We start from the raw sequence: 21,222 nt of genomic DNA on the forward strand, positions 1-21,222 counted from the left end.
ATATTAAGGTGACGCTCGAAATCGAGCCACTCCTGGTCATCTCCGGGCCTCGTCAAAGTGCGAACAGCAATGCAAGCGTTACCCGTGGAGTCGTGGCCCATTCGAACGCGGCCAATGACTCTCTTCCTGGAATGAGGCTACTGCCGGAGTAATACCATGTACATCGGAATACTGGTCCCGCATGTTCGACAACCCGAAGATCATCGCCTGCACCACGAGCACGCGTCGCCGCAGGTCATCGCGCGACCGCTTCATCGCAGGACATTCTGGCAAGTAGTCAAATGGATGTTCGACAAAGTCATGTGATCGCAATGGCCGATTCGTGACTTGCGCAGGTGAGGGTCGTCCGGCCGTGAAGCTCTTGCGGCCTTTTTTCGGCGCCTCGCAGCGACGCAGCGACACGGACGATTCGACGATTGCCGGTCAGTTGCAACCGTAGCCGGTACGGCGATTCCACCAGCAAATCGCCTTGCCATCGGTGCAAACAAACATGCTGCCGACGGTGTCGCATTGAACGGTTGATTGCCGACTCGCTGCCGAGGACGAATTGTCCTTCGAAATCTCCAGGTCCGACGAGGCCACCGCGGCCTCTGTCGCCGCACGAACCTTCGCAACGCCTTCGGTGGGAGTTTTTGTCGTGGTAGCAGTGGGGACGACGCTACACGCCGAAACGGCGATGCTTAGACAAATGGTAACCCGGCACCATTGGGTCGTCGTTAGCGAAACCATGGTTTCCTCCTGCTTGGCGGGCGCAACCCGCACGAGTTCAGTTCTCACGGAGGTGATCCGTCTATCCGGTGGCCTTGAAACGGCAATATGCCAGCGGGCGCTACACGCGGAAATACCGGTTGGCGAAAGCGGACAAGTAACCATTTTATTCCCGCGTGTGTCGCCCGTTCCTGAACCGCTTCACCCTGATAAGGGAACACCCTAGCTTGTGAGTCGCTTCGCTTGCATTTGGGGCGTGTTAAAACCGCCTTTCCTTCAAAACCGGTGTTTCACGGGGCCATGCGTGGAGTAGCGACAGCGCGGCCGACATGGCGCCGCTTCAATTATTCCTTTCGAATGAAGTCAACGTCATATTTTTTCGGGCGTTAATCAACCAAGGCATCCAGCCTTACCTCTCGGAGAATACCCTCATGAACAAGATTTTTGCGGTCGCTGTGGCAGCATTCTTCTCGGTCGGAATCGCTTGTGCCCAAACGTCCGCCCCGGCTGCGGCAACCGCCAAGCCCGCTGCAACAGCAGGAGCAGCGTCGAACTGTGAGGCCCAGGCAATCGATAAAAATGGCAAGCCGCTGTCCGGCGCAGCCAAAACCTCGTCCATCAAGAAATGCGAAGGCAGCAACAAGAGCAACGCCGCCGCTGCGTGTGCGACCAAGGCTGTCGGAAAAGACGGAAAGCCGCTCGCGGGTGCTGCCAAGACATCGTTCATGAAAAAATGCGAGGCTGATGCCGCCAAATAATCCTGCGGCCACCGAAGGCCGGCTCGATGGCTGCTGGGTTCGTTCGCCGTGGAGCTGGTCTTCGTGGCGGCTGCATGCTTGCCGGAACGCGATGATGGTCGATGGTCAACGCGGCGCCGTGCGCGCTTCGGCGGCCGGAATGCCCGATGCCATGCCCGGGCTGGCGGTCTCACTCAGCAGAGGAACGGTCGATAGAAATCGGTCGAACCAGGGTTCCCAAATCGGAATTGCGCGGTCGACCATGAACATTCCATGACCGTCGCGACCGAACGGCGGCTCGATGACGAGCTGTCCGGTCCCGCCGGCGGACTGGAAGGCGCTAAACCACTGCCTGACTACCTCGGGTGCGAAATACTGGTCATTCTCGACGTAGTGCCAGAGCACCGGCACATGAGTGGTCGCGGCGAAGTGGCCGATGGTCGCTGTCATGCTTTCGGGCGCGCAGGGTTCACCGGGACGCTTGGTCGGGTTTCCGCCCCGCCCTCCGGAAAAATTGACCACTGCGATCACGCCAGGCGGTGAAAGGCTTGCTGCCGCGAGCGAGGCGAATCCGCCGGCCGACTGGCCCACGAGCACTATTTTTTGGCTGTCGACATACGACAGCGTCCCCGCGAATCGAATGGTTGCAAGCAGGTCTTTTGCAGCCTCCAACCCGGCATGCCCATAGTCAGGCGCTTCGCAAGACCCTGTGTCTTCGGCGAAGCTGCCGCCGGTGGCGCCATATCCGCGGCGTATGGGCACGATGACGGCGAATCCTCGGGCGACGAATTCCCGGATTTGCGCGATCTTCCTGAAGCGCCCGATTTTGCTTCGGTCGAATGCGTTCGGCGGGTTGCCGTGGCTGAGAACGATAAGCGGAAACGGTCCGTCGCCCTCGGGCCTGTAAACGGTCGCGGTCAGTTCGCGTTGCTTGTCGCCGAACAGGCCGCGCTCGGTCATCGGGACCTCAACAATCGTTTCGTGCAGGTCGGAAGCCAACTGCGCGGGTTCTTCTGCCTGTGCTCGTTGCGCGAGTCCCACGATCAAGCAGATGCAGCCGAGGATCCGCAGCAGCAGGGCGGCGGTGGCGATGCGCCTGGTGACATGAGCAAGCACACGCGCTTGTCCCGCAAGCGATGCATTTCTATCGATAGCGGGCTTCGATGGTCCGGTGGTCATGGAGGCAGCGTGATTGGAAGTTTCGGAACCGTTTGACGGATGATGGCGATACCGGACAAGAATCTTTTCTATTGCTTCCCTTGTCCGATAACCGGCTCAGTATCGCTTGATGTTCGTAAGCTCATGAGGGAATGCCAGACCTCGTCGGCGTAGATCGCAGAGAGTGCGGCGGATGAAACCTACATTATTTATTCATGAAACAGGCTTGCCGTGAACTACATTCGTTAGTAAAGGAATCACGCGGCGCTGATGGAAGAACGCGAAGTTAGGCAATCGTAAGTTCAAGAATCGACATATACCGGAACCGCAGTCGGGGAACAAATTTGCAATCACGATATTCAGCTTCGTAAGGATCACTATATACCAGGAAAGACGCGATCAAGTAGTGTCATTCAAGGGGCGACGCGCGTGACAGATTTCATTGTCTCGTCGTGTCGAGGATGACTTTGAGACTTCTTTGGCTCCAGCTCCCATCAACGTCTAACTGACCAATTTGGGTCACTTTCAGGGGTCTGTAATGAATACAGCTGCACGTAACGATGCTTTACCTGATGAACCGCTCGTCGATACGACGCCATACGGATACGGTCCGGACGATTCAATCACCGATGTCACCGAGAATGCCGCGATCACGCATCACACGTTGAAGATTCATGGAAAATCGATTTCCTATACGGCGCGGGCAGGTCATCTCGTGACGACCGATACTTATAACGCACGGCCTGGCGCGAAATTATTCTACGTGGCGTTCACCGTCGATGGCGCGGCGCCTTCCACGCGTCCGGTCACTTTTTTCTATAACGGCGGTCCCGGCTCATCGTCGGTTTTCCTGCTCCTGGGGTCGTTCGGACCGAGAAGGATAAAGACGAGTATGCCGAGCTTCACGCCGCCGGCGCCCTATGCGCTGGAAGACAACCAGGACAGCCTGCTCGACCAGAGTGACCTGGTGTTTATCGATCCGGTCGGCACGGGTTACTCGACAGCGGTCGAGCCTCATACCAACAAGGATTTCTGGGGCGTCGACCAGGATGCGACTTGCATCAAGCAGTTCGTCAAGCGTTATCTGACAGTGTTCAACCGTTGGAACTCGCCGAAGTATCTGTTTGGTGAATCCTATGGAACGCCGCGCACCTGTGTGCTCACCTGGCTGTTGCACGAGGACGGCGTGGACTTGAACGGGATCGTCCTGCAGTCTTCGATTCTCGACTATTCCCAAGCGGGCAATCCGATCGGCATTCTGCCGACGTTCGCGGCCGACGCCTGGTTCCACAAGAAAGTGACGCTCGACCCGGTTCCCGCCGACTTGCCCGACTTCATGGAGAAGGTGGCAGAGTTCGCAAGCGATCCCTATGCGAACGCATTGGCCGCTTTCCCGACAGTCGATCCCACCGTGCTGAAGTATCTCAGCGATATCCTTGGCATCCCGGGCATCGTTCTCCAGTACTGGCAGCTCAACCCCTCGATGGGAAACGGCTCGGTGTTCCTGACGAGCCTCCTGCTGGATGCGGGGCTGGCTATCGGCGCCTACGACGGCCGGGTGACGGGCGACGACACCGGCATCGCCGAATACGTCGCGCCGGACTCGGGCGGCAACGATCCCACGATGGCTGCCGTGGGCGGCGTGTATACGGCGATGTGGAACGTGTACCTCAACGAGGAATTGAAATACACCTCGATATCGCCGTTCATGGACCTGAACGATCTGGCGTTCGATAACTGGGACTTCAGCCATGTCGATCCGACGGGCGCCCAACGGGGTGGCATCGGAAGCCTCTACACGGCGGGCGATCTTGCTGCCGCGATGGAAATCAATCCGTACCTGAGAGTGTTTTCGGCAAACGGCTACTACGACGCCGTAACGCCATTCTTCCAGACTGTGATCAATTTTCAGTACATGCCGGTGGGAAGCCCGCAGCCGCTGAACAACCTGACGATCAAGTATTACCCGTCGGGGCATATGGTCTATCTGGACAATGCGTCCAGAACCGCGATGAAGGCGGACCTCGCGTCGTTCTATGGCGAGGCAGAGACACATGTCGCCAATATCAAGGCTGCGATCCAGCCCGAACAGAAGGCAATAACGGGCGTTGCGAGATATCGCAGGCGTTCCAGCCGCACGCCTTACTGAAAGCGTGGCCGGTATCGAGCGCGAGCCGGCTACCCTCAACCAGCGCTTTCTTCCTTGCGCCTCTTGCGATGTGCGGCAACCTTCGCGCGATTGCCGCAGATCGCCATGCTGCACCAGCGGCGCGCATGGCCGCGTGTGTGATCGGCGAACAGCAGCGTGCAGGCGGGGCCTTCGCACGCCTTGACTTGCGTGAAGTCCTCGTCGCACACGACTCTCGCCAGTGCTTCGACGATCGGCATCAGCAACGACTCCGCCGCCGGCCAGCGCCGGCGCATGTGGAAAGCGAAGCCAGTTGCACTGTGTGCATCGTCGATGACGATCTCGCCGTGCTGCTCATCGCGCTCCAGCACGCGATTGAGCGGCTCGAGATCGCGCAGGTCTTTCGCCGATAACGGGCGTCCCTTTCGCTTGTACACGAACGTCCTGAACCACTCGCGCAAGTCGCGTGCCTTCGCCGCGACTTCGTCGAGTTCGGCCGGCGTGGCTTCTCCGCGTATGCGCCGGATCACGTCCGCGGGTACGAACTCCGCCTGTTCAAGCCAGCTCAGCAAACCCTCTCCGTCGGCGATCCAGTCGATCGGCTCATCCACCGGTGTGGCCACCGAGTTCAGGAAATCCAGTCCGGGCGCATCGGCGAGAAAGATCGCCGGAATCTCACGGTAGTTCATTTTTCAGGTCAGGCGCGATGTCACGATGGTTTAATCGTAACCGCTAAAAATGGTCTTGACAAGTTACCGTATCGTTCAGTAACCTCACTATCAACGTTTTACAGGTTACATGAGCCGCCTGGTTGGAACCGTCCGGTTCGAGCCAAACCCCTCCACATCGGGAGACACGCCATGTCCAGGATTTCTCATCGTCATATTGACGTCGATGGTTTCAAGGTTTTTTATCGGGAAGCCGGTCCGGCCGACGCGCCGAAGCTTCTGCTGTTGCACGGCTTTCCAAGTTCCAGCCATATGTTTCGCGACCTGATCCCGTTGCTCGCGGACCGCTTTCATATAGTCGCGCCCGATCTTCCGGGCTTCGGTTTGTCGGACATGCCGAGCCGCCAGACCTTCGCCTACACGTTCGACAACCTTGCCGGCGTGATCGACCGCTTCACCGAAACGATCGGCTTCGATCGTTACGCGCTCTACGTGTTCGATTACGGCGCGCCGACCGGCTTCCGGCTTGCGTTGAAGCATCCGGAGCGCATTACGGCGATCGTTTCGCAGAACGGCAACGCGTATGAGGAAGGTTTGAGCGACGGCTGGAATCCGATTCGCGCCTATTGGCAAGCGCCCACGCAGGCAAACCGCGATGCGCTGCGCGCGTTGCTCACGAAGGAAACCACGACCTGGCAATACACGCACGGCGTGAGCGATCCGTCAGCGCTGTCCCCCGACGGCTATTCGCTCGATGACTACTACCTGAGCCGTCCGGGCGCGCATGAGATTCAACTCGACTTGTTCGGTGACTACCGGAACAACGTCGCGTTGTATCCGGCGTTCCAGGAATATTTCCGCGCGCACCGTCCGCGCTTGCTCGCGGTGTGGGGCAAGAACGACCCGTTCTTCCTCCCTGCGGGCGCGGAAGCCTTCAGGCGCGACATCCCCGACGCGGACGTGCGCTTCTTCGACACGGGCCATTTCGCGCTCGAAACGCACGCGGCGGAGATCGCGGCGGCCATCGCCAGTTTCCTGGCTCACTGACTACTCACCATCCAAGGAGAAGACTCATGCGCGCAATCGTCCTCGAAAAATTTGGCGGTCTGGATAGCCTCGTGTACACAAACATTCCTGAGCCCGAGCCGCTGGAAGGTCATGTGGTGATCGAGATCAAGGCCTTCGGCATCAACCACGCCGAACTGCACATGCGGCGCGGCGAGTGGGCGGAAGCGGCCCGGGTGAGCGGCATCGAATGCGTTGGCATCGTGAAGTCGTGTCCGGGCGGTGAATTTCCGGTCGGTGCAAAAGTGGCGGCGCTGATGGGCGGCCTCGGGCGGACCATCAACGGAAGTTATGCCGAGTACACGCGGGCGCCGGTGTCGAACGTCGCGCTGATCGAATCCGACGTTCCATGGGCCGAACTCGCGGCGATTCCCGAAACCTATGCGACCGCCTGGACGTGTCTCTTTCGCAACCTCGAAATCGTCGAGGGCCAAACCGTGGTGATACGCGGCGCGACATCGTCGTTCGGGCAGGCCGCGGTCAAGCTCGCTGTCAATGCGGGCGCAAAGGTGATCGCCACGACGCGCAATCCCGCGCGCTTTGCGATGCTCGAAGCAATCGGCGCATCGCGCGTCGAAGTCGAAAGCGCGGATCTCTCGAAGCGTATTGCAGAGGCCAGGCAGATCGACGCCGTGCTCGATCTCGTCGGCAACAGCACGATCCTCGATTCGCTCGCGATGCTGCGTCGCGGTGGCCGCGCGTGCCTCGCGGGATGGCTCGGCGGTCTTGCGCCCATCGCCGATTTCAATCCGCTCTTGCAGATGTCGAGCGGCGTGTATCTGACTTTCTTCGGCAGCTTCGTGTTCGGCACGCCGGGCTTCCCGCTGTCCGATGTGCCGCTGCAGGCGATTGCCGCTGATGTGGCGGCCGGTCGCCTCGACGCGAAGCCGTCACGCGTGTTCGCTTTCGACGAGATCCGCGAAGCGCATCGCGTGATGGAGGCTAACGAGGCCGGCGGAAAGATGGTCGTGGTTCATTGAAAGGGGAAGAGACATGTCCAGCAAGGTAGCCATCGTCACCGGCGCGAGCCAGGGGATCGGACGCGCGACGGCCGTGCGGCTCGCGCGCGATTTCACGTCGATCGTGCTCGTCGCACGCAACCGGGAAAATCTCGAACAGACTGCCGACGCAGTCCGGCAGGCGGGGGCGCATGCGCTCGCCATCGACATCGATCTTGCACTGGCCGATGCCGCGCAAAAGGTGGTGGATGCAACGCTCGCTTCGTTCGGACGGATCGACGCACTATTGAACATCGCGGGCGCGGTGCCGCAGATCGACGTCTTCGCCATGACCGATGAGCAATGGCACGACGGCCTGGCGTTAAAGCTCCATGGCGCGCGACGTCTGACGATTGCGGCATGGCCCTCGTTGAAGGCGAATTCCGGCGCGGTCGTGCTGATGTCGGGCAACTCCGCGCTGTTTCCGAAGGCGCCCTACGCGGCGGTCGGTACGATCAACGCCGCCATCGTCGCGCTGGCGAAAGCGTTCGCGGATCGCGGCATCGCGGACGGGGTGCAAGTGAACAGCGTGCTGCCCGGCCCCGTGATGACCGGACGACGGCGCTCGTATCTCGAACATTGGGCGCCTCTGCACGACATGACGGTGGAGGAAGCGACGGCACGATTTCCGGTCGAAGCAGGCATTGCGCGTTATGGCACGCCAGAGGAAATCGCGGAGTTGATGGCGTTCGTCGTGTCGCCCGCTGTCCGATGGATGACGGGGACGACGTTACGCATGGACGGCGGGGAAGTGAAGTCGATATGAGAAAGGGGCAGAGCCCGCCCCAGGCTCCCCGACTATCCCAATCCGGTCGCTTCCCTGTATTGCCTTGCCTGCCCCTCGACCCAACCACGAAACGCGCTCAGCGCCGCATTGTCGGACTTGCTTTCGGGAAAGGTCAGGTAGTACGAGCGCTCGCTCGGCTGCTCATGCTTGGTCGCCTGGACGAGGACACCGCGCCGCAATTCGTCCTCGATGAGCAGTCGCGGAATCAGCGCAATGCCCATGCCATGGACGGCCGCTTCGGCGAGCATCGAAAACAGTTCGAAGCGGGGGCCCGACATGTCTCCGTCGACCTGCATGCCGCGAGACGCAAACCACTCGCGCCATGCGTAGGGGCGGGTGCTCTGCTGCAGCAGCGTGTAACGTTGCCAGTCCGCGGCCGTCAGCCGGGTTCGCCGAGTGATCAGATGCGGGCTGCACGCAGCAATCAGCGTCTCCCGCATCAGGAACTGGCCTTCCGTTCCCGGCCATGTTGCGGTGCCGGCGTGGATCGCCGCGTCAAATCCGGTGCCGTCGAACAAGAATGGACGTGCACGCGATGTGAGATTGACCGTTATCCCGGGGTGCTCGTTGATGAATTGCGGCAGTCTGGGCAACAGCCACTTCGTGGCAAACGTGGGCACGACTGCCAGTTCCAGCGTGGCACCCTGGTCGCCTTTGGCCATTAGTTCCAGCGTGTCCCGCTCGACCTCGTCGAGGCGGGCCGCCACTCTGCGGCTATAGGTCAAACCGGCTTCGGTCAGTGCCACTCCGCGCCGGTCGCGTCTGAATAGCTTCAACCCGAGGAAATCTTCCAGCGACGCAATCTGCCGGCATATCGCGCTTTGCGTTACCGCCAGTTCATCTGCGGCCTTGGTGAAGCTTTGATGGCGCGCTGCCGTCTCGAATGCGGACAGGGCGGCCGTAGAAGGAATCTTTCGACGCATGGTAGCTGCTCACACAGGTTGCCAATTCAATTGTGCGAGTTTCGCACAGGTCGGTGCGAACAAGTCGTTTGTGAGGCGGGAGAATTGTGGATAAATTGACAACATCCGCTGATTCAAGTTGAGAGATGAAATGAGTATTGAGCACAAGTCCGCGTCATTCGAGCCGGCTTCGATGTCCGGACCCTTGCAGCAGGGAGCGCTTGCGGGCCTCCGTGTCCTCGACCTCTCGCGTGTGCTCGCGGGGCCGTGGGCCGGCCAATTGCTCGCCGATCTCGGGGCGGACGTCATCAAGGTCGAACGTCCCGGAACGGGTGACGATACGCGCACATGGGGGCCGCCCTGGCTTGCGGACGCCGACGGCGACGCAACGGGGGAATCGGCCTACTATATGAGCGCCAATCGCAACAAGCGATCCGTGACAGTAGACTTGAGCCAGCCCGAAGGACAGGCACTGGTCAAGCAACTTGCGAGCAAGGCGGATGTCCTTATCGAAAACTTCAAGGTCGGCGGACTGAGCCAGTACGGTCTTGACTACGCGAGTCTCGACGAAGTGAATCCCCGACTGGTCTACTGCTCGATCACGGGCTTCGGACAGACCGGACCTTACGCTCCACGCGCCGGCTACGACTTCCTGATGCAGGGCATGGGCGGACTGATGAGCCTGACGGGGCGTGCCGATGGCGCGGACGGAGAAGGTCCGCTGAAAGTCGGCGTCGCGTTGACGGACATCATGACAGGGCTGTATGCGACAGTCGCGATTCAGGCGGCTCTGGCACACCGCGAGCGTACCTGCAAAGGACAGCATATCGACCTCGCATTGCTGGATGTGCAGATCGCCTGTCTTGCCAACCAGGCTGCCAGCTATCTGATTGGCGGCGTGGTGCCGAAGCGGATGGGGAACGCTCACCCGAGCATCGTGCCCTATCAGGATTTCCCGACAGCCGACGGCTACATGATCATCGCGGTCGGCAACGACGGCCAGTTCGCGAAGTGCTGTGCAGCACTGGGCAGACCGGAGTGGTCCAGCGACGAACGCTTTGCGCGCAATCCGCAACGGGTGAAGCATCGCGACGAACTGATCGCATTGATCTGCGGTGTCACGGCGGGCCGCACCACCGGTGAATGGATTTCCATCATGGAAGCGGCGGGGGTTCCGTGCGGGCCGGTCAATACCATCGACAAGGTGTTCGAGGACGCGCACGTGCAATCGCGCGAGATGCGCATCGAGATGGCGCACCCTCTGTCCGAGAACGTGTCGTTGGTCGCGAATCCGATTCGGCTGTCGGAGTCGCCAGTGCAATACCGGCACGCTCCGCCGATGCTCGGCGCGCATACTGAAGAGGTGCTGGACGCGTGGCTCGATATGTCCGGTGCTGAAATCGAAGCGCTGCGTCACAATCGGATCATCTGACGGGCGCAGCCGAATTGCAGACTCGCTGTGCGGAGCGGCAGGCCCCGAGGATCACCACCGGGTCACGCCGCTTCGACCAATGATGGACAAGCGCCTTATCCGACGACCAATTTCGGGTAGCGCTTGGGCGGCCTGTCTTCAAGTATGTCTCGGCCTCGTGCGGTGTCGGCATAGAGACGGCCGTGGACGATCCGTCCGTCGCGCACTTCGAACAGGAACAGATGTTCGTTTTGCATCGAGTAGCCGTTGAGCGCTTTTGCACGGGCAATGACGGGAACGATAATGTAGTCGTCTGCTTCGAGGACTGCTCTGGCGTCGTAGTTGAACGACTCCCACTTCTGGTACACGTGCTTCCAGAATGCAAGAAACTCCTGTTTTCCCTCGTAGGTTCCGCCATAAGGGAGTGAGTCGGAGAACTCAAAGACGATGTCGTCGGCAAGTAACGCAACGAGGTCGGTTTTGTCGTTACGTTCGAATCCGGTGAACGCCTTCCGGCATGCTTCAATGATGTGGGGGTGCTTCATGCGCTTGACTCCGGTCCCATGCAAGATGGTTGATGTGCGATTGCGCGGACATGATGGGGATGTCGCCGATCAGGCGGCATACACCGCCGACGCCTGTCCGCCCGGCGCCGTTTCTAGTCGTTGGGCGTTGCGCCTTCGTTTTCCGCCCAAGGGCTAAAGCCGCTCTGCAGGACATTGCGCAATGAGTTGCGCAATGTGACTGCGCGCTTTTCACCGTAATGCCCTTCGAATTCCTGCTGAACCGCTTGCCAAAGCGGGAACGCCTCGCGATATCGCGATACGCCTGCGTCGGTAATCATGACGTTCTTCACCCGGCGATCCTGTCCGGGCACCCTCTCGAGCAAACCTTCACGATCGAGCGGCTTCAGGTTCGACGACAGCGTCGTGCGATCCATCGCCATCGCGGCGGCCAGTTCGCCGATCGTCAGCGGCCCGTCTTTGGCGAGCTTGTACAGGATGGAAAACTGCGTGGCACGCAGGTTCACGGGGCTAAGCGCCTGGTCATATACGGCTGTCAGATACCGCGATGCCTTACGCGCGGCGAGGCAATTGCAGAGGCCATCGATGTCTTCCAGCGGTTCTTGGCGGATTGGCATTTCGTATTCGCTCACGTTTCGTCGACCAACGGAATAGATGCATGAATCGACAGCTTCTACCCAGGCGCCGTCGCACAGGATTCAGCGGATTCGGTTAGAGCAGTGCGTTTTCGCGCTTGATCGAGTCGGGCTGCAACCATCCGAGGTGGCGCGCAATCAGTTGCGCGGTCTGTGCGGATTGCTCCAGATGCGGCCAGTGGCCGGAACGAGCCACGACGCGAAACTTCGCCGACGGAAAGCGCTCGCGGCATGCTGCGGCAATCTGGTCGAGCGTGATCACAGGATCGTCCTGTGCTCCGATGACCAGTGTAGGGCCGCGATACGTGCACGGTTCGTTGCCGCGCGGATCGCCTAGCGTGAACGCGTCGTAATACTGGCGAACCGCACCGTTGCTCATCAATACGCCAGGCGTAACCAGTGAATCGAGCTGTGCATCATTCAGATTGGTCGAGAAAGAAGCACGAATTCCTCGTTGCGCAACGGGATCGTCACCGCTTTCTCGCAGCAGGTTGCGTACTTCGTCCGGCAATGTGTTTCCGCGCAAGGGCGTCGGTGTGATCAGCGTCAACGAGGCGACGTGTCCGGGGCGTTCGCTGGCGACGAGTTCCGCGATCTGGGCACCCATGCTATGTCCGATCAACGCCACTCGTGAAAGGCGCGATTCATCGAGCAAATGCAGGATGTCCGATACCGCCTGCGCCAAGGTACATCCGTCGTCTTCGTCGCGACGATCACCCGCGCCGCGAAGATCGGGCGCGACCATGGGCACGGAGAAGGGCGCAAGCGCGCCGATCAATTCGTCCCAGACGGCGCGACTGTCGAGAAAGCCATGAATGAAAATCAGCGCGTCGTAGTGCGGTTGATTCGATCCATTCGTCACATCAGATGCTGCCGTCATGCCCGGCTCCTCGAAAGCGTGCTTGTCAAACTTCGTTCACGGTCATAATATGCGCATATCAACCTATTGTAAAGATGGAGTGCGGCATGATCACCAGGACCGAGATAGAGTTTGTGGGAGAGGACCGGGTTGCCTTGCGCGGCTGGTTATATGTGCCGGCGGGATCGGAGCGCCGCGCCGCGGTGTCGATGTGTCACGGCTTTGCCGGCGTCAAGGAGCATGGTCTGGACCGATTCGCAGCCGCTTTCGCGGAAGCTGGCTTCGTCGTCCTGGTTCACGACCATCGAAATTTTGGCGCGAGCGAAGGAACGCCGCGTCAGGACATCGATCCTTGGGCGCAAATTGCCGATTGGAGAAGAGCTATCACGTACCTGGAAAATCGGCCCGAGGTCGACCCTGAGCGAATCGGAATATGGGGCACCAGTTTCAGCGGCGGACACGCACTCGTTCTTGGCGCCACGGACCGCCGCGTCAAGTGCGTTGTCTCGCAGGTTCCCACCATCAGCGGATTCGAGCAGGTCCGGCGCCGCGTTGCGCCCGACATGATGCCAGGATTTCTCGCTTCGTTGACCGACGATCTCCGCGAGCAGCACCGTGGACAACCTCCCCGCGTTCAGGCCGTTGCAAGCGCGGACCCGAGCGTACCTGCGGCGTATCGTTCGCCCGAAGCGGTCGCCTTCTATACGCGGGAGCTAAACGGTGCGTCGTGGGATAACAGTGTCACGGTCCGATCGTCCTTTGCCGCGAGCATGTACGAGCCCGGCGTGTGGGTCAGCCGGATATCGCCAACGCCCTTGTTGATGATCGTTGCCCGCGACGATCGCGTGACCATGACCGATCTCGAACTCGAAGCCTACGAACGCGCGCTCGAACCGAAGCGACTCGTGCTGGTCCCCGGTCATCACTTCGATCCGTATGACGCGGCGTTTGCTTTGGCAAGCGGCGCTGCTGTCGACTGGTTCATCGCCCATCTCGCCGATGGCGACGCGCCTCGGCGGCAAGCGCATTAGACGGCTGGAAGGTTGTACTGTAATCACTTGAGTCAAATGGAGAACTCACATGCCAGTATTTCACGCGCATATTCCCAAGGGGCGCTTTACCCGCGAACAGAAGATTGCGATGGGCAACGCACTCAACCAATCGCTGGTTGAGGCACTCGATATTCCCAAGGGAGACCGGTTCGTGATGCTCAGCGAACACGGCGACGACGAACTGTTCATCGATCCCTCGTTCATGGAGATGAAACGAACAGAGAACGCAATGATCGTCACGGTGATGATCGGGGCGCATCGGCCTTCGTCGGACAAGAAGGCACTGCTGGCTGCGATTACCCGTCTGCTGGAACGGGACGTCGGCGTTTCGCCTGACGATGTCTTCATCGCGCTGGTGCCGGTGCCCAACGAGAATTTTTCGTTCGGCCGGGGGATTGCGCAGTTGGCGGATACGGCGCCGAAGTGGTGACAAGCGTGCGCTCCGGCAAGCCGTCGTAAGTCTACGCGCGGTTTCAGGCTCTCACCGCGCTTCGGCTTGACCGGCCATGTCCGGCAACTGTCCGAGCATTTTCTCGAGGTAGTCGGGCCCTGCCGCGACGGCGCTCAGGAACATGCCGATGGTGAAGTGAATCATGTGGTCAACCTGAACGGGCCGATCGGATCGCGGGACGCGATCCGAGAGGATGAGCGTGGCAAGCCCGTGTTCCATGCTCCACGCTGCATGCGTGACCAGCGTAAGCGCACTCGTAGGCCAGCCGTTTTCGAGTGCAGCCTGCTCGACCGACGAGGCGAACAGCCCGAACGAAACGGAGCCTTCCTCGCTAAGTTCCGGATACGAATCCCGTGCGACGATGCGAGGACCCACCATCAGATCGAATAGTCCCTTGTGGCTCTGGGCGAACTCGACATACACGCGCAACATCCTGTACGCGGCCGTCATCGCCGTGTGTTCGGAAGTCACGATCTCGCGGCGCAGGGCGGCTAGATCCCGCCATCCGTCGGCTGCAATCGCCGCCAGCAGGCCTTCCTTGCCGGCGAAATGGCGCGACGGCGCCGCTTCCGATACACCGACAGCCCGGGCAAGGTATCGAAGGCTCAACTCATGGGCGCCGATCTCTTCGAGCGCGCGGCGGCCTTCCACGATCAGCGCCTGGCGCAGGTTTCCATGATGATAGGGTACGGCCGCAGAAGGTTTCGGGCTCACGGGTTGGCAGTGGACAGTGATGGATGGCAGGCAATTATAGGCGCGCGAATTCTGCGCGCGCAACGCGCTTGCTGACTGGGGCCGATGCCATCCGCGAAGATCATTTGGCAACGTGAGTAGTGCCGTTAAAAGATTGCGGGAATACCCTTATTTGCATCTAAGTTAACACTGTTATCATTAATGCAAGCGGAGCTGATTTGCGATTGGCGTGCCAGTGCAAGCTTGGCAATCTGGTGGCGGAACGGCGCTTCCGTAGTTTGCGATCCTATTTAAATCAATCGATCGTCTTAACCCGCCTGACTGATGATGCGTCGGGCCCGAACGCAGGAAAGCACATGAGCACTGTCACGTTTGAAAAGGACGGCGCAGTCGGCGTCGTCACGCTGTCAAAGCCGCCGCATAACCTGATCGAGGACGCGTTCCTCAAGGATATGCTGGACGCGTATGGCCAGGCCGTCGAGCACGGCTGCCGGTCGATTCTGCTGCGCAGCGCGATGCGCCACTTTTGCGCGGGTGCCGACGTCGCCGGATTTGCGGGCGGCGGACGGCGGCGCGATCAGGCCGGGCTCGACGCGTTGCTCGACGCGCTTGAAAACGTGCCCCTTCCGTCCGTAGCAGCCGTTCACGGCGGCGCACTAGGCGGCGGCTTGGAGCTGGCGCTGACCTGCGACATGATCGTGGCCGCCGATACCGCGTTCTTCGGGATGGCCGAGTCCACGCTGGGCCTGCTCCCGCTGCTCGGCGGCGTGCAGCGCGTCGTGCAGCGCGCGGGCCTGGCTCGCGCAAAGGAAATGGCGATGTTCGGCCGGCGCCACGACCCGGTCGCGCTGGAACGCTGGGGCGTCATCAATCTCGTCACGGCGGAGTCCGAATTGCCGGCTGTGTCGATGTCGTGGGCGCGGCAACTGGCGGCGGGTCCGACCGTCGCCCTCAGAGGCATCAAGACGCTCGCCAACTTGTCGGCGCGCCACGGCATCGCGGGCGCGGATGCGCAACAGACCGACACCAACAACCTGATGTGGGAAAGCGCCGACCAGAAGCGCGGACTCACAGCGTTTGCGAAAACCGGTCCGGGCTCGGCCGTCTTCGAGGGGAACTGATCATGGGAGCACCTCTTGACGGACTGAAAGTCATCGACTTCACGCGGGTTCTGGCGGGGCCGCTATGCACGAAGACGCTGCGCGACCTGGGTGCCGAAGTCACCAAGATCGAGCCGCCCGGCGGCGACTCGGGACGAGGCGGCGTGCCGCATATCGGCACGATGTCGGTCTACTACGCGCAGCAGAATGCGGGCAAGCGCAATCTCAGTCTCGACCTGAACTGGCCCGAGGCCCGCGCGATCGTGACCGACCTGTGCCGTGAAGCAGACGTGATCGTGGAGAACTTTCGCCCCGGTACCCTCGCGCGCTTCGGGCTTGGCTATGAGCAGGTGCGCGAATTCAATCCTGCCGTCGTCTATGTTTCGATGAGCGGTTATGGGCAAACGGGACCGTGGCGCAACCGGCCCGCGTTCGCACCGACTGTGCAGGCGGAGACGGGCCTGACCGACATCCTGCGCGAGCATTACGGCTACACGCCCGATGCACTGAAGAACGATGCGTGCAGTCACGCGGATGTCTACACCGGCCTGCACGGCGCGATCGCGGTGCTGGCTGCGCTTGCGCACCGCAATCAGACGGGCGAGGGGCAGCACGTCGACGTGTCGATGGCGGCGACCATGCTGGCCGTCAACGAGCGCGCCGGCGCCCAGCTTTCGGGTGTCGACACGAACGGCGAGCCGCCTGCATTGAGCGCGCCGGAGTCTCACATCTTCATGCTGCCGGACGGGCGTCAGGTCACGATCGCGGCCAGCCCGATCTACACGCCGATGTTCCTTCGCTTCTGTTCGATGATGCGGCGAACCGATCTGCTGAGCGACCCGCGCTTTGCGACCGCGCCGTTGCGCCGGCAGAACCTCGATGCGCTGCTCGCTGAAGTACGCGCGTGGATTCTCACGTTCACCGATCTCGAGGAACTGCAGGCGCAGGTCAGTGAGCAGGGACTGGCGATCGGCGTCGTACGCAGCACCCGCGAACTGGCGGAGTCCGAGTGGGCGGCCGACTGGGGCGCCATCGTGGAAGTCGACAATCGCGCGGGCGGGACGATGCGCATGCCCGGGCCGCCGTGGCGCTTCAGCGTTGCGACGTTGCCGCAGCCGGGCGTCCCGGCGTTTCAGGGAGAGCACAACGTCGAACTGCTCGCCGAGCGCAACATGGACCCGGCGCTGATCCAGGAACTGCGGCAACGCAGGATCCTGTTGAGCCGCAATAGCCTGCGCGGTGAGTTCGATGAAGCTTGACCATACGCATGACGTCACCGCGACGAGCTGGCTCGCTTCGGCGAACGACGGCGCAACGCCGTTCCCGTTGCAGAACCTGCCGTTTGGGATCTTTCGGCGCGCCGGGACGGCCGAGGCTTTTCGCGGCGGGGTCGCGCTTGGCGATCGGGTGATCGACCTGAGCGCGCTGAGCGAGGCGAACTGCCTGTCAGGGCTTGCGGCACAGGCTGCGCGTGCGTGCATGCAGCCGGCGTTGAACGACTTCTTCGCGATGGGCGCCGATGCATGGCGTGCGCTGCGGCATGCGCTGTTCGAACTGTTCAGCGCGCAGCATCGCAGCGGACGCTCGGGACCCGTGACTGAGGCACTCGGGCGGTGCCTCGTGCCGCAAGCCGATGCGGAATACGGCTTGCCGGCGCGGATCGGCGACTACACGGATTTCTATACGTCGATCGATCACGCGCGCAACATCGTCAAGCTGTTGCGCCCGGACGGCACGCTGGCGCCGAACTTCCAATGGATGCCCGTCGCGTACCACGGGCGTGTGTCGAGCATCGGGATTGCCGGACAGCAGGTGCGGCGGCCGTACGGCCAGCGTCTTGCCGAGGGCGCGCGCAGTCCCGAGGTCGGGCCGTGCGCGCGGCTCGACTACGAACTCGAACTGGGCATTTTCATCGGGGTCGGGAACGGGCAGGGCACGCGTATTCCCGTTGGGTCGGCTGAGCAGCACGTATTCGGACTCTGCCTGCTCAACGACTGGTCGGCGCGCGATATCCAGGCGTGGGAGTCGGTCCCGCTCGGCCCGTTCCTCGCGAAAAATTTCGCCACTACGCTGTCGCCATGGATCGTCACGATGGATGCGCTTGCCCCTTATCGTGCGGCATGGGCGCGCTCGCCCGATGAGCCACAGCCGCTTGCCTATCTGTCGACGCCAGCGCTGGCCGCCGATGGTGCGATCGACATTCAACTGGAAGTCGCGCTCGAGACGGAGAACCATCGGCGTGACGGCTTGCCGGCCACGCGCCTTTCGCGCACCAGTTTTCGACACCAGTACTGGACGGTCGCGCAGATGGTCACACATCACACCGTCGGCGGATGCAATCTTCGCAGCGGCGATCTGCTGGGAAGCGGAACGATCTCGGGTCCGGCGCAGGACGAGGCTGGCGCGTTGATCGAACTGACGCAAGCGGGCCGTTCACCCATACGGTTGGCCACGGGCGAAACGCGCGCGTTTCTCGACGACGGCGATGTCGTCGTGATGACCGGCTGGTGCGAACGACCCGGTTACGCGCGAATCGGCTTTGGCGAGAACCGCGGAGAAGTGCTTCCCGCGAGCTGGGACTGATTGGGTTCAATCCCTTTGGAACAGCCGGTTGCGACACACGACACACGAGACATGGAGCGGGACAGGCATGACACCTGGGCCCGCGGATCAGGAGACGAATCGATGAACGCATTGTTGGAAACAGAGGCGCCAGCAGCCGGCGCGGAGTCAGACCTTGTGCTGCGCGATGCCTATCGGGCCGCGGAGTGGCGGATCATGCCGATCCTGTTTGGCCTGTGGCTGCTTGCGTGGGTCGACCGCGCAAACGTGTCGTTCGCCAAACTGCAGATGCTGTCGGATCTGCACTTCAGCGAGACCGTGTATGGACTTGGCGCGGGACTGTTCTTCCTTGGATACGTGGTGTTCGGCGTGCCGAGTTCGATGGTTCAGCAACGCGTCGGCGCGCGCTCGACGATTTCGGCGATCGCCTTCGGATGGGGCGTCACCAGTGTCGCGATGATGTTCGTCAAAAGCGCGGGGATGTTCTATGTGCTGCGCTTTCTCCTTGGCGCATTCGAAGCCGGCTTCTATCCCGGCGTCATCCTGTACCTGAACCAGTGGTTCCCGTCGAAGCGGCGCACGCGCAACTTCAGCATCTTTCATTCGGCGGCGATCTGCTCGACGGTCGCCGTGGGGCTGAGCGGCGGGTTCGTGCTCGACCACATGAGCGGCCAGTGGGGTGTTGCCGGATGGCGCTGGATGTTCCTCATCCAGGCCATACCGACGGTCCTGATGGGCTGTCTCGCGTTCGTCGTGCTTCCGGACGGACCGGGCACCGCGCGGTGGCTGTCGGCCCAGCAGCGGCGCCTGATCCAGGATGACGTCGCGCGGGACGTCGCGGGTGTCGCCTCGACCGCAAGCCGGTCAGGTTCGTTGCTCGCGAACCCGGTGGTCTGGGTCCTTTCCGCCGCGTATTTCTGCATCCTGACCGCCAACGCCGCGCTGAGCTTCTTTATCCCGACGATCCTTCACGAAGCCGGTTTCGGCGGTTACAGCGCAATCGGCAATGCGATTGCAGCCATATGCGTACTCGGCGCGCTCGGCAACATTGCGTTCTCGACCTTCGCAAGCCGCTATCGCGATGTGCGGTGGCACTGCGCGATGGCGTCGCTCCTCAGCGTCGCGAGTTTGCTGGTGCTCGTCTTCGTGTGGCACAGCAGCCGTCAAGCGACGTTCATCACACTGGTGCTCGCGCTCGCCGGAACGGGAGCGGGCATATCGCTGTTCTGGCAGATTCCCGTGCGCTTCCTGCACGGCAAGGCGGCGGCATTGGGTGTGCCGCTGATCAGCTCGGTGGCCAACGTCGCCGGATTTCTCACGCCCTGGTTGACGGGTTATGTGCGCGACGTCTCCGGCAGCTACACGAGCGGATTTGTCACGGCGGCCGTAGTCCAGGCGCTCGCGGTGATCATCCTGACGATGGGTATTCCGTTCGCGGCTCGCAAGCAGCAGGCAGGCGCGGCGACGCCGGGACACGAACCCGCCTGAACCTCCTCGCATGGCGTGACAATGCGTCTCGCTGGCTGGCTTGTTGCGTGGGATGCAAGATGGCCAGCACCAAATAACTAGACATACGAATAAAAAAGGAGATCTTCATGAAACCTTCCGTGCGGCTGGCAGGCGCGCTTGTCGCGTTGACGCCGGTGGCCGCGCTTGCTCAAAGCAGCGTGACACTTTATGGGCTGGTCGATGCAGGCATCAGCTACGCCAACAACGTTGCACCCAAGCTCGGCGCCGTTGGCGGACGCAAGATTCAGGAAACGAGCGGCATCGGCGTTCCATCGCGCTGGGGCCTTCGTGGCACCGAGGACCTTGGTAGCGGCAATGTGGCGGTGTTCGTGCTGGAAAACGGCTTCAGTGTTGCGAACGGAACCTTGTTGCAGGGTTCCCGTCTGTTTGGACGCCAGGCGTATGTCGGATTGGGCAACAAGGATCTGGGAACGGTCACGCTCGGCCGTCAATACGAATCCGTCGTCGACTTCGTCGGCCCGTTCGTGTCCGCGAGGCAATGGGGTACGCAGTACGGCGCGCACGTCGGCGATATCGACAATCTCTACACCACGTTCCGCCTCAACAATGCGGTCAAGTACCAGAGCCCGACCCTGTGGGGCGTCACGCTTGGCGGTTTGTACGCCTTCAGCAATCAGGCCGACGGCCCGAACGGAACCGGCTTCGCGAACAACCGCGCGTGGAGTGTCGGCGGCAGCTTCACGCACGATGCGTTGACGTTGGGCGTCGGCCACTTCCATCTCAGCAACCCGTCGGCGGGCAGCACCGACGGCAGCAATACGTCGGGCGCAGTGGTGGGCGACTACGCGAACCCGACGGCCATCTTCTACGTGCGCCCGGTGACTTCGCAGGATGTAACGGCGGCGGGCGTCGCCTATGCGCTGAACGCGTTCACGGTGGGCGGTGCGTATACCTATGCCAAGCTTCGCTACACCGACCACACCAGCTTCTCGATGTCGAACTACGAGGTCAACGCCAAATACCGGTTCACGCCTGCGCTGCTTGCTGGCGTGGCGGCCGTCTACAGCATCGGGGACGTCGAAGGCGCGTCGTCGATCGCCAATGTCAGCGATGGTCCGCATCCGCACTGGCTGCAGTTCAACGCCGGGCTGATCTACTCGCTCAGCAGGCGCACGGACGTATACGGCGCCGTGGTGTACCAGAAGGCATTGAACGGCGCGTTGACTGCTGCGATCGTCAATGTCGGCGGGCCGAGCGGGACCAACTCGCGGTATCAGGTCGCGACGACGATCGGCTTGCGGCACAGGTTCTAGG

The 21,222-nt window shown here is 61.5% G+C and carries 20 protein-coding genes; 13 read left to right on the forward strand and 7 right to left on the reverse strand.

All coding sequences use genetic code 11. The annotated features are described in order from the left end of the window. The first annotated feature begins 1,139 nt into the window (after nt 1-1,139). Nucleotides 1,140-1,466, forward strand: coding sequence for a hypothetical protein (locus AWB68_RS01220; RefSeq protein ID WP_087642659.1), 327 nt, complete (start codon nt 1,140-1,142; stop codon nt 1,464-1,466). 105 nt (nt 1,467-1,571) lie between these two features. On the opposite strand, the gene AWB68_RS01225 is transcribed toward AWB68_RS01220, so the two are convergent. Then, nucleotides 1,572-2,561 (reverse strand): alpha/beta hydrolase family protein, encoded by a 990-nt coding sequence (locus AWB68_RS01225; RefSeq protein ID WP_160109940.1) that lies wholly within the window; start codon nt 2,559-2,561, stop codon nt 1,572-1,574. A 580-nt stretch (nt 2,562-3,141) separates the two neighbouring features. On the opposite strand from AWB68_RS01225, the gene AWB68_RS01230 reads away from it, so the two are divergent. After that, complete coding sequence (locus AWB68_RS01230; protein ID WP_087642552.1) at nt 3,142-4,752, forward strand: S10 family peptidase; 1,611 nt, start codon at nt 3,142-3,144, stop codon at nt 4,750-4,752. 35 nt (nt 4,753-4,787) lie between these two features. On the opposite strand, the gene AWB68_RS01235 is transcribed toward AWB68_RS01230, so the two are convergent. Beyond that, a complete protein-coding gene (locus tag AWB68_RS01235) occupies nt 4,788-5,420 on the reverse strand; it encodes a CGNR zinc finger domain-containing protein (protein WP_087642553.1) in 633 nt (210 codons plus the stop codon). A 171-nt stretch (nt 5,421-5,591) separates the two neighbouring features. Between AWB68_RS01235 and AWB68_RS01240 the strand changes: the two genes are divergently transcribed. From AWB68_RS01240 to AWB68_RS01250, 3 genes are read left to right on the forward strand one after another with little or no spacing between them, the layout of a single operon-like run. After that, a complete protein-coding gene (locus AWB68_RS01240; protein WP_087642554.1) occupies nt 5,592-6,446 on the forward strand; it encodes an alpha/beta fold hydrolase in 855 nt (284 codons plus the stop codon). Between the two features lie 26 nt (nt 6,447-6,472). Continuing rightward, nucleotides 6,473-7,444 carry a zinc-binding alcohol dehydrogenase family protein gene (locus AWB68_RS01245; protein ID WP_087642555.1) on the forward strand — a complete coding sequence of 324 codons (972 nt, stop codon included), beginning with the start codon at nt 6,473-6,475 and terminating at the stop codon, nt 7,442-7,444. A gap of 13 nt (nt 7,445-7,457) precedes the next feature. Continuing rightward, nucleotides 7,458-8,228 (forward strand): SDR family oxidoreductase, encoded by a 771-nt coding sequence (locus AWB68_RS01250; RefSeq protein ID WP_087642556.1) that lies wholly within the window; start codon nt 7,458-7,460, stop codon nt 8,226-8,228. Nucleotides 8,229-8,260: 32 nt separating this feature from the next. Here the strand turns inward: AWB68_RS01250 and AWB68_RS01255 are convergent, their stop codons facing one another. Then, nucleotides 8,261-9,172 (reverse strand): LysR family transcriptional regulator, encoded by a 912-nt coding sequence (locus AWB68_RS01255; protein WP_087642557.1) that lies wholly within the window; start codon nt 9,170-9,172, stop codon nt 8,261-8,263. Between the two features lie 172 nt (nt 9,173-9,344). On the opposite strand from AWB68_RS01255, the gene AWB68_RS01260 reads away from it, so the two are divergent. Then, complete coding sequence (locus AWB68_RS01260; RefSeq protein ID WP_087642660.1) at nt 9,345-10,583, forward strand: CaiB/BaiF CoA transferase family protein; 1,239 nt, start codon at nt 9,345-9,347, stop codon at nt 10,581-10,583. 95 nt (nt 10,584-10,678) lie between these two features. Here the strand turns inward: AWB68_RS01260 and AWB68_RS01265 are convergent, their stop codons facing one another. From AWB68_RS01265 to AWB68_RS01275, 3 genes are all read right to left on the reverse strand, one after another. Further along, nucleotides 10,679-11,107, reverse strand: coding sequence for a nuclear transport factor 2 family protein (locus AWB68_RS01265; RefSeq protein WP_087642558.1), 429 nt, complete (start codon nt 11,105-11,107; stop codon nt 10,679-10,681). A 113-nt stretch (nt 11,108-11,220) separates the two neighbouring features. Further along, nucleotides 11,221-11,703 carry a MarR family winged helix-turn-helix transcriptional regulator gene (locus tag AWB68_RS01270; RefSeq protein WP_087642559.1) on the reverse strand — a complete coding sequence of 161 codons (483 nt, stop codon included), beginning with the start codon at nt 11,701-11,703 and terminating at the stop codon, nt 11,221-11,223. Between the two features lie 94 nt (nt 11,704-11,797). Beyond that, complete coding sequence (locus AWB68_RS01275; RefSeq protein WP_087642560.1) at nt 11,798-12,601, reverse strand: alpha/beta fold hydrolase; 804 nt, start codon at nt 12,599-12,601, stop codon at nt 11,798-11,800. Here AWB68_RS01275 and AWB68_RS01280 point away from each other — a divergent pair. Together AWB68_RS01280 and AWB68_RS01285 are read left to right on the forward strand one after the other, a co-directional pair. Next, the gene (locus AWB68_RS01280; protein ID WP_235028151.1) at nt 12,589-13,611 is read left to right on the forward strand and encodes an alpha/beta hydrolase; all 1,023 of its coding nucleotides are present in this window, start codon (nt 12,589-12,591) and stop codon (nt 13,609-13,611) included. The genes AWB68_RS01275 and AWB68_RS01280 overlap by 13 nt on opposite strands. 49 nt (nt 13,612-13,660) lie before the next feature. After that, nucleotides 13,661-14,062: a tautomerase family protein gene (locus AWB68_RS01285; protein WP_087642562.1), complete on the forward strand. Its 402-nt coding sequence runs from the start codon at nt 13,661-13,663 to the stop codon at nt 14,060-14,062. 51 nt (nt 14,063-14,113) lie between these two features. Here the strand turns inward: AWB68_RS01285 and AWB68_RS01290 are convergent, their stop codons facing one another. Beyond that, on the reverse strand, nt 14,114-14,797 hold the full coding sequence (locus tag AWB68_RS01290) for a TetR/AcrR family transcriptional regulator (RefSeq protein ID WP_087642661.1): 684 nt from the start codon (nt 14,795-14,797) through the stop codon (nt 14,114-14,116). A gap of 335 nt (nt 14,798-15,132) precedes the next feature. On the opposite strand from AWB68_RS01290, the gene AWB68_RS01295 reads away from it, so the two are divergent. The 5 genes from AWB68_RS01295 to AWB68_RS01315 all read left to right on the forward strand — a co-directional run bounded on the left by AWB68_RS01295 (nt 15,133) and on the right by AWB68_RS01315 (nt 21,221). Continuing rightward, nucleotides 15,133-15,897 carry an enoyl-CoA hydratase/isomerase family protein gene (locus AWB68_RS01295; RefSeq protein WP_087642563.1) on the forward strand — a complete coding sequence of 255 codons (765 nt, stop codon included), beginning with the start codon at nt 15,133-15,135 and terminating at the stop codon, nt 15,895-15,897. Nucleotides 15,898-15,899: 2 nt separating this feature from the next. After that, entirely contained in the window at nt 15,900-17,135 is a 1,236-nt protein-coding gene (locus AWB68_RS01300; protein ID WP_087642564.1) for a CaiB/BaiF CoA transferase family protein, read from the forward strand. Continuing rightward, nucleotides 17,125-18,459 carry a fumarylacetoacetase gene (fahA, locus tag AWB68_RS01305; RefSeq protein ID WP_087642565.1) on the forward strand — a complete coding sequence of 445 codons (1,335 nt, stop codon included), beginning with the start codon at nt 17,125-17,127 and terminating at the stop codon, nt 18,457-18,459. The genes AWB68_RS01300 and fahA overlap by 11 nt, the downstream gene beginning before the upstream one ends. 102 nt (nt 18,460-18,561) lie before the next feature. Next, complete coding sequence (locus AWB68_RS01310; RefSeq protein WP_087642566.1) at nt 18,562-19,926, forward strand: MFS transporter; 1,365 nt, start codon at nt 18,562-18,564, stop codon at nt 19,924-19,926. A 107-nt stretch (nt 19,927-20,033) separates the two neighbouring features. Further along, nucleotides 20,034-21,221, forward strand: coding sequence for a porin (locus AWB68_RS01315; protein WP_087642567.1), 1,188 nt, complete (start codon nt 20,034-20,036; stop codon nt 21,219-21,221). The last annotated feature ends 1 nt before the right edge of the window (nt 21,222 follow it).

The sequence above is a fragment of the Caballeronia choica genome, from assembly GCF_001544535.1.
Lineage (GTDB): Bacteria > Pseudomonadota > Gammaproteobacteria > Burkholderiales > Burkholderiaceae > Caballeronia > Caballeronia choica.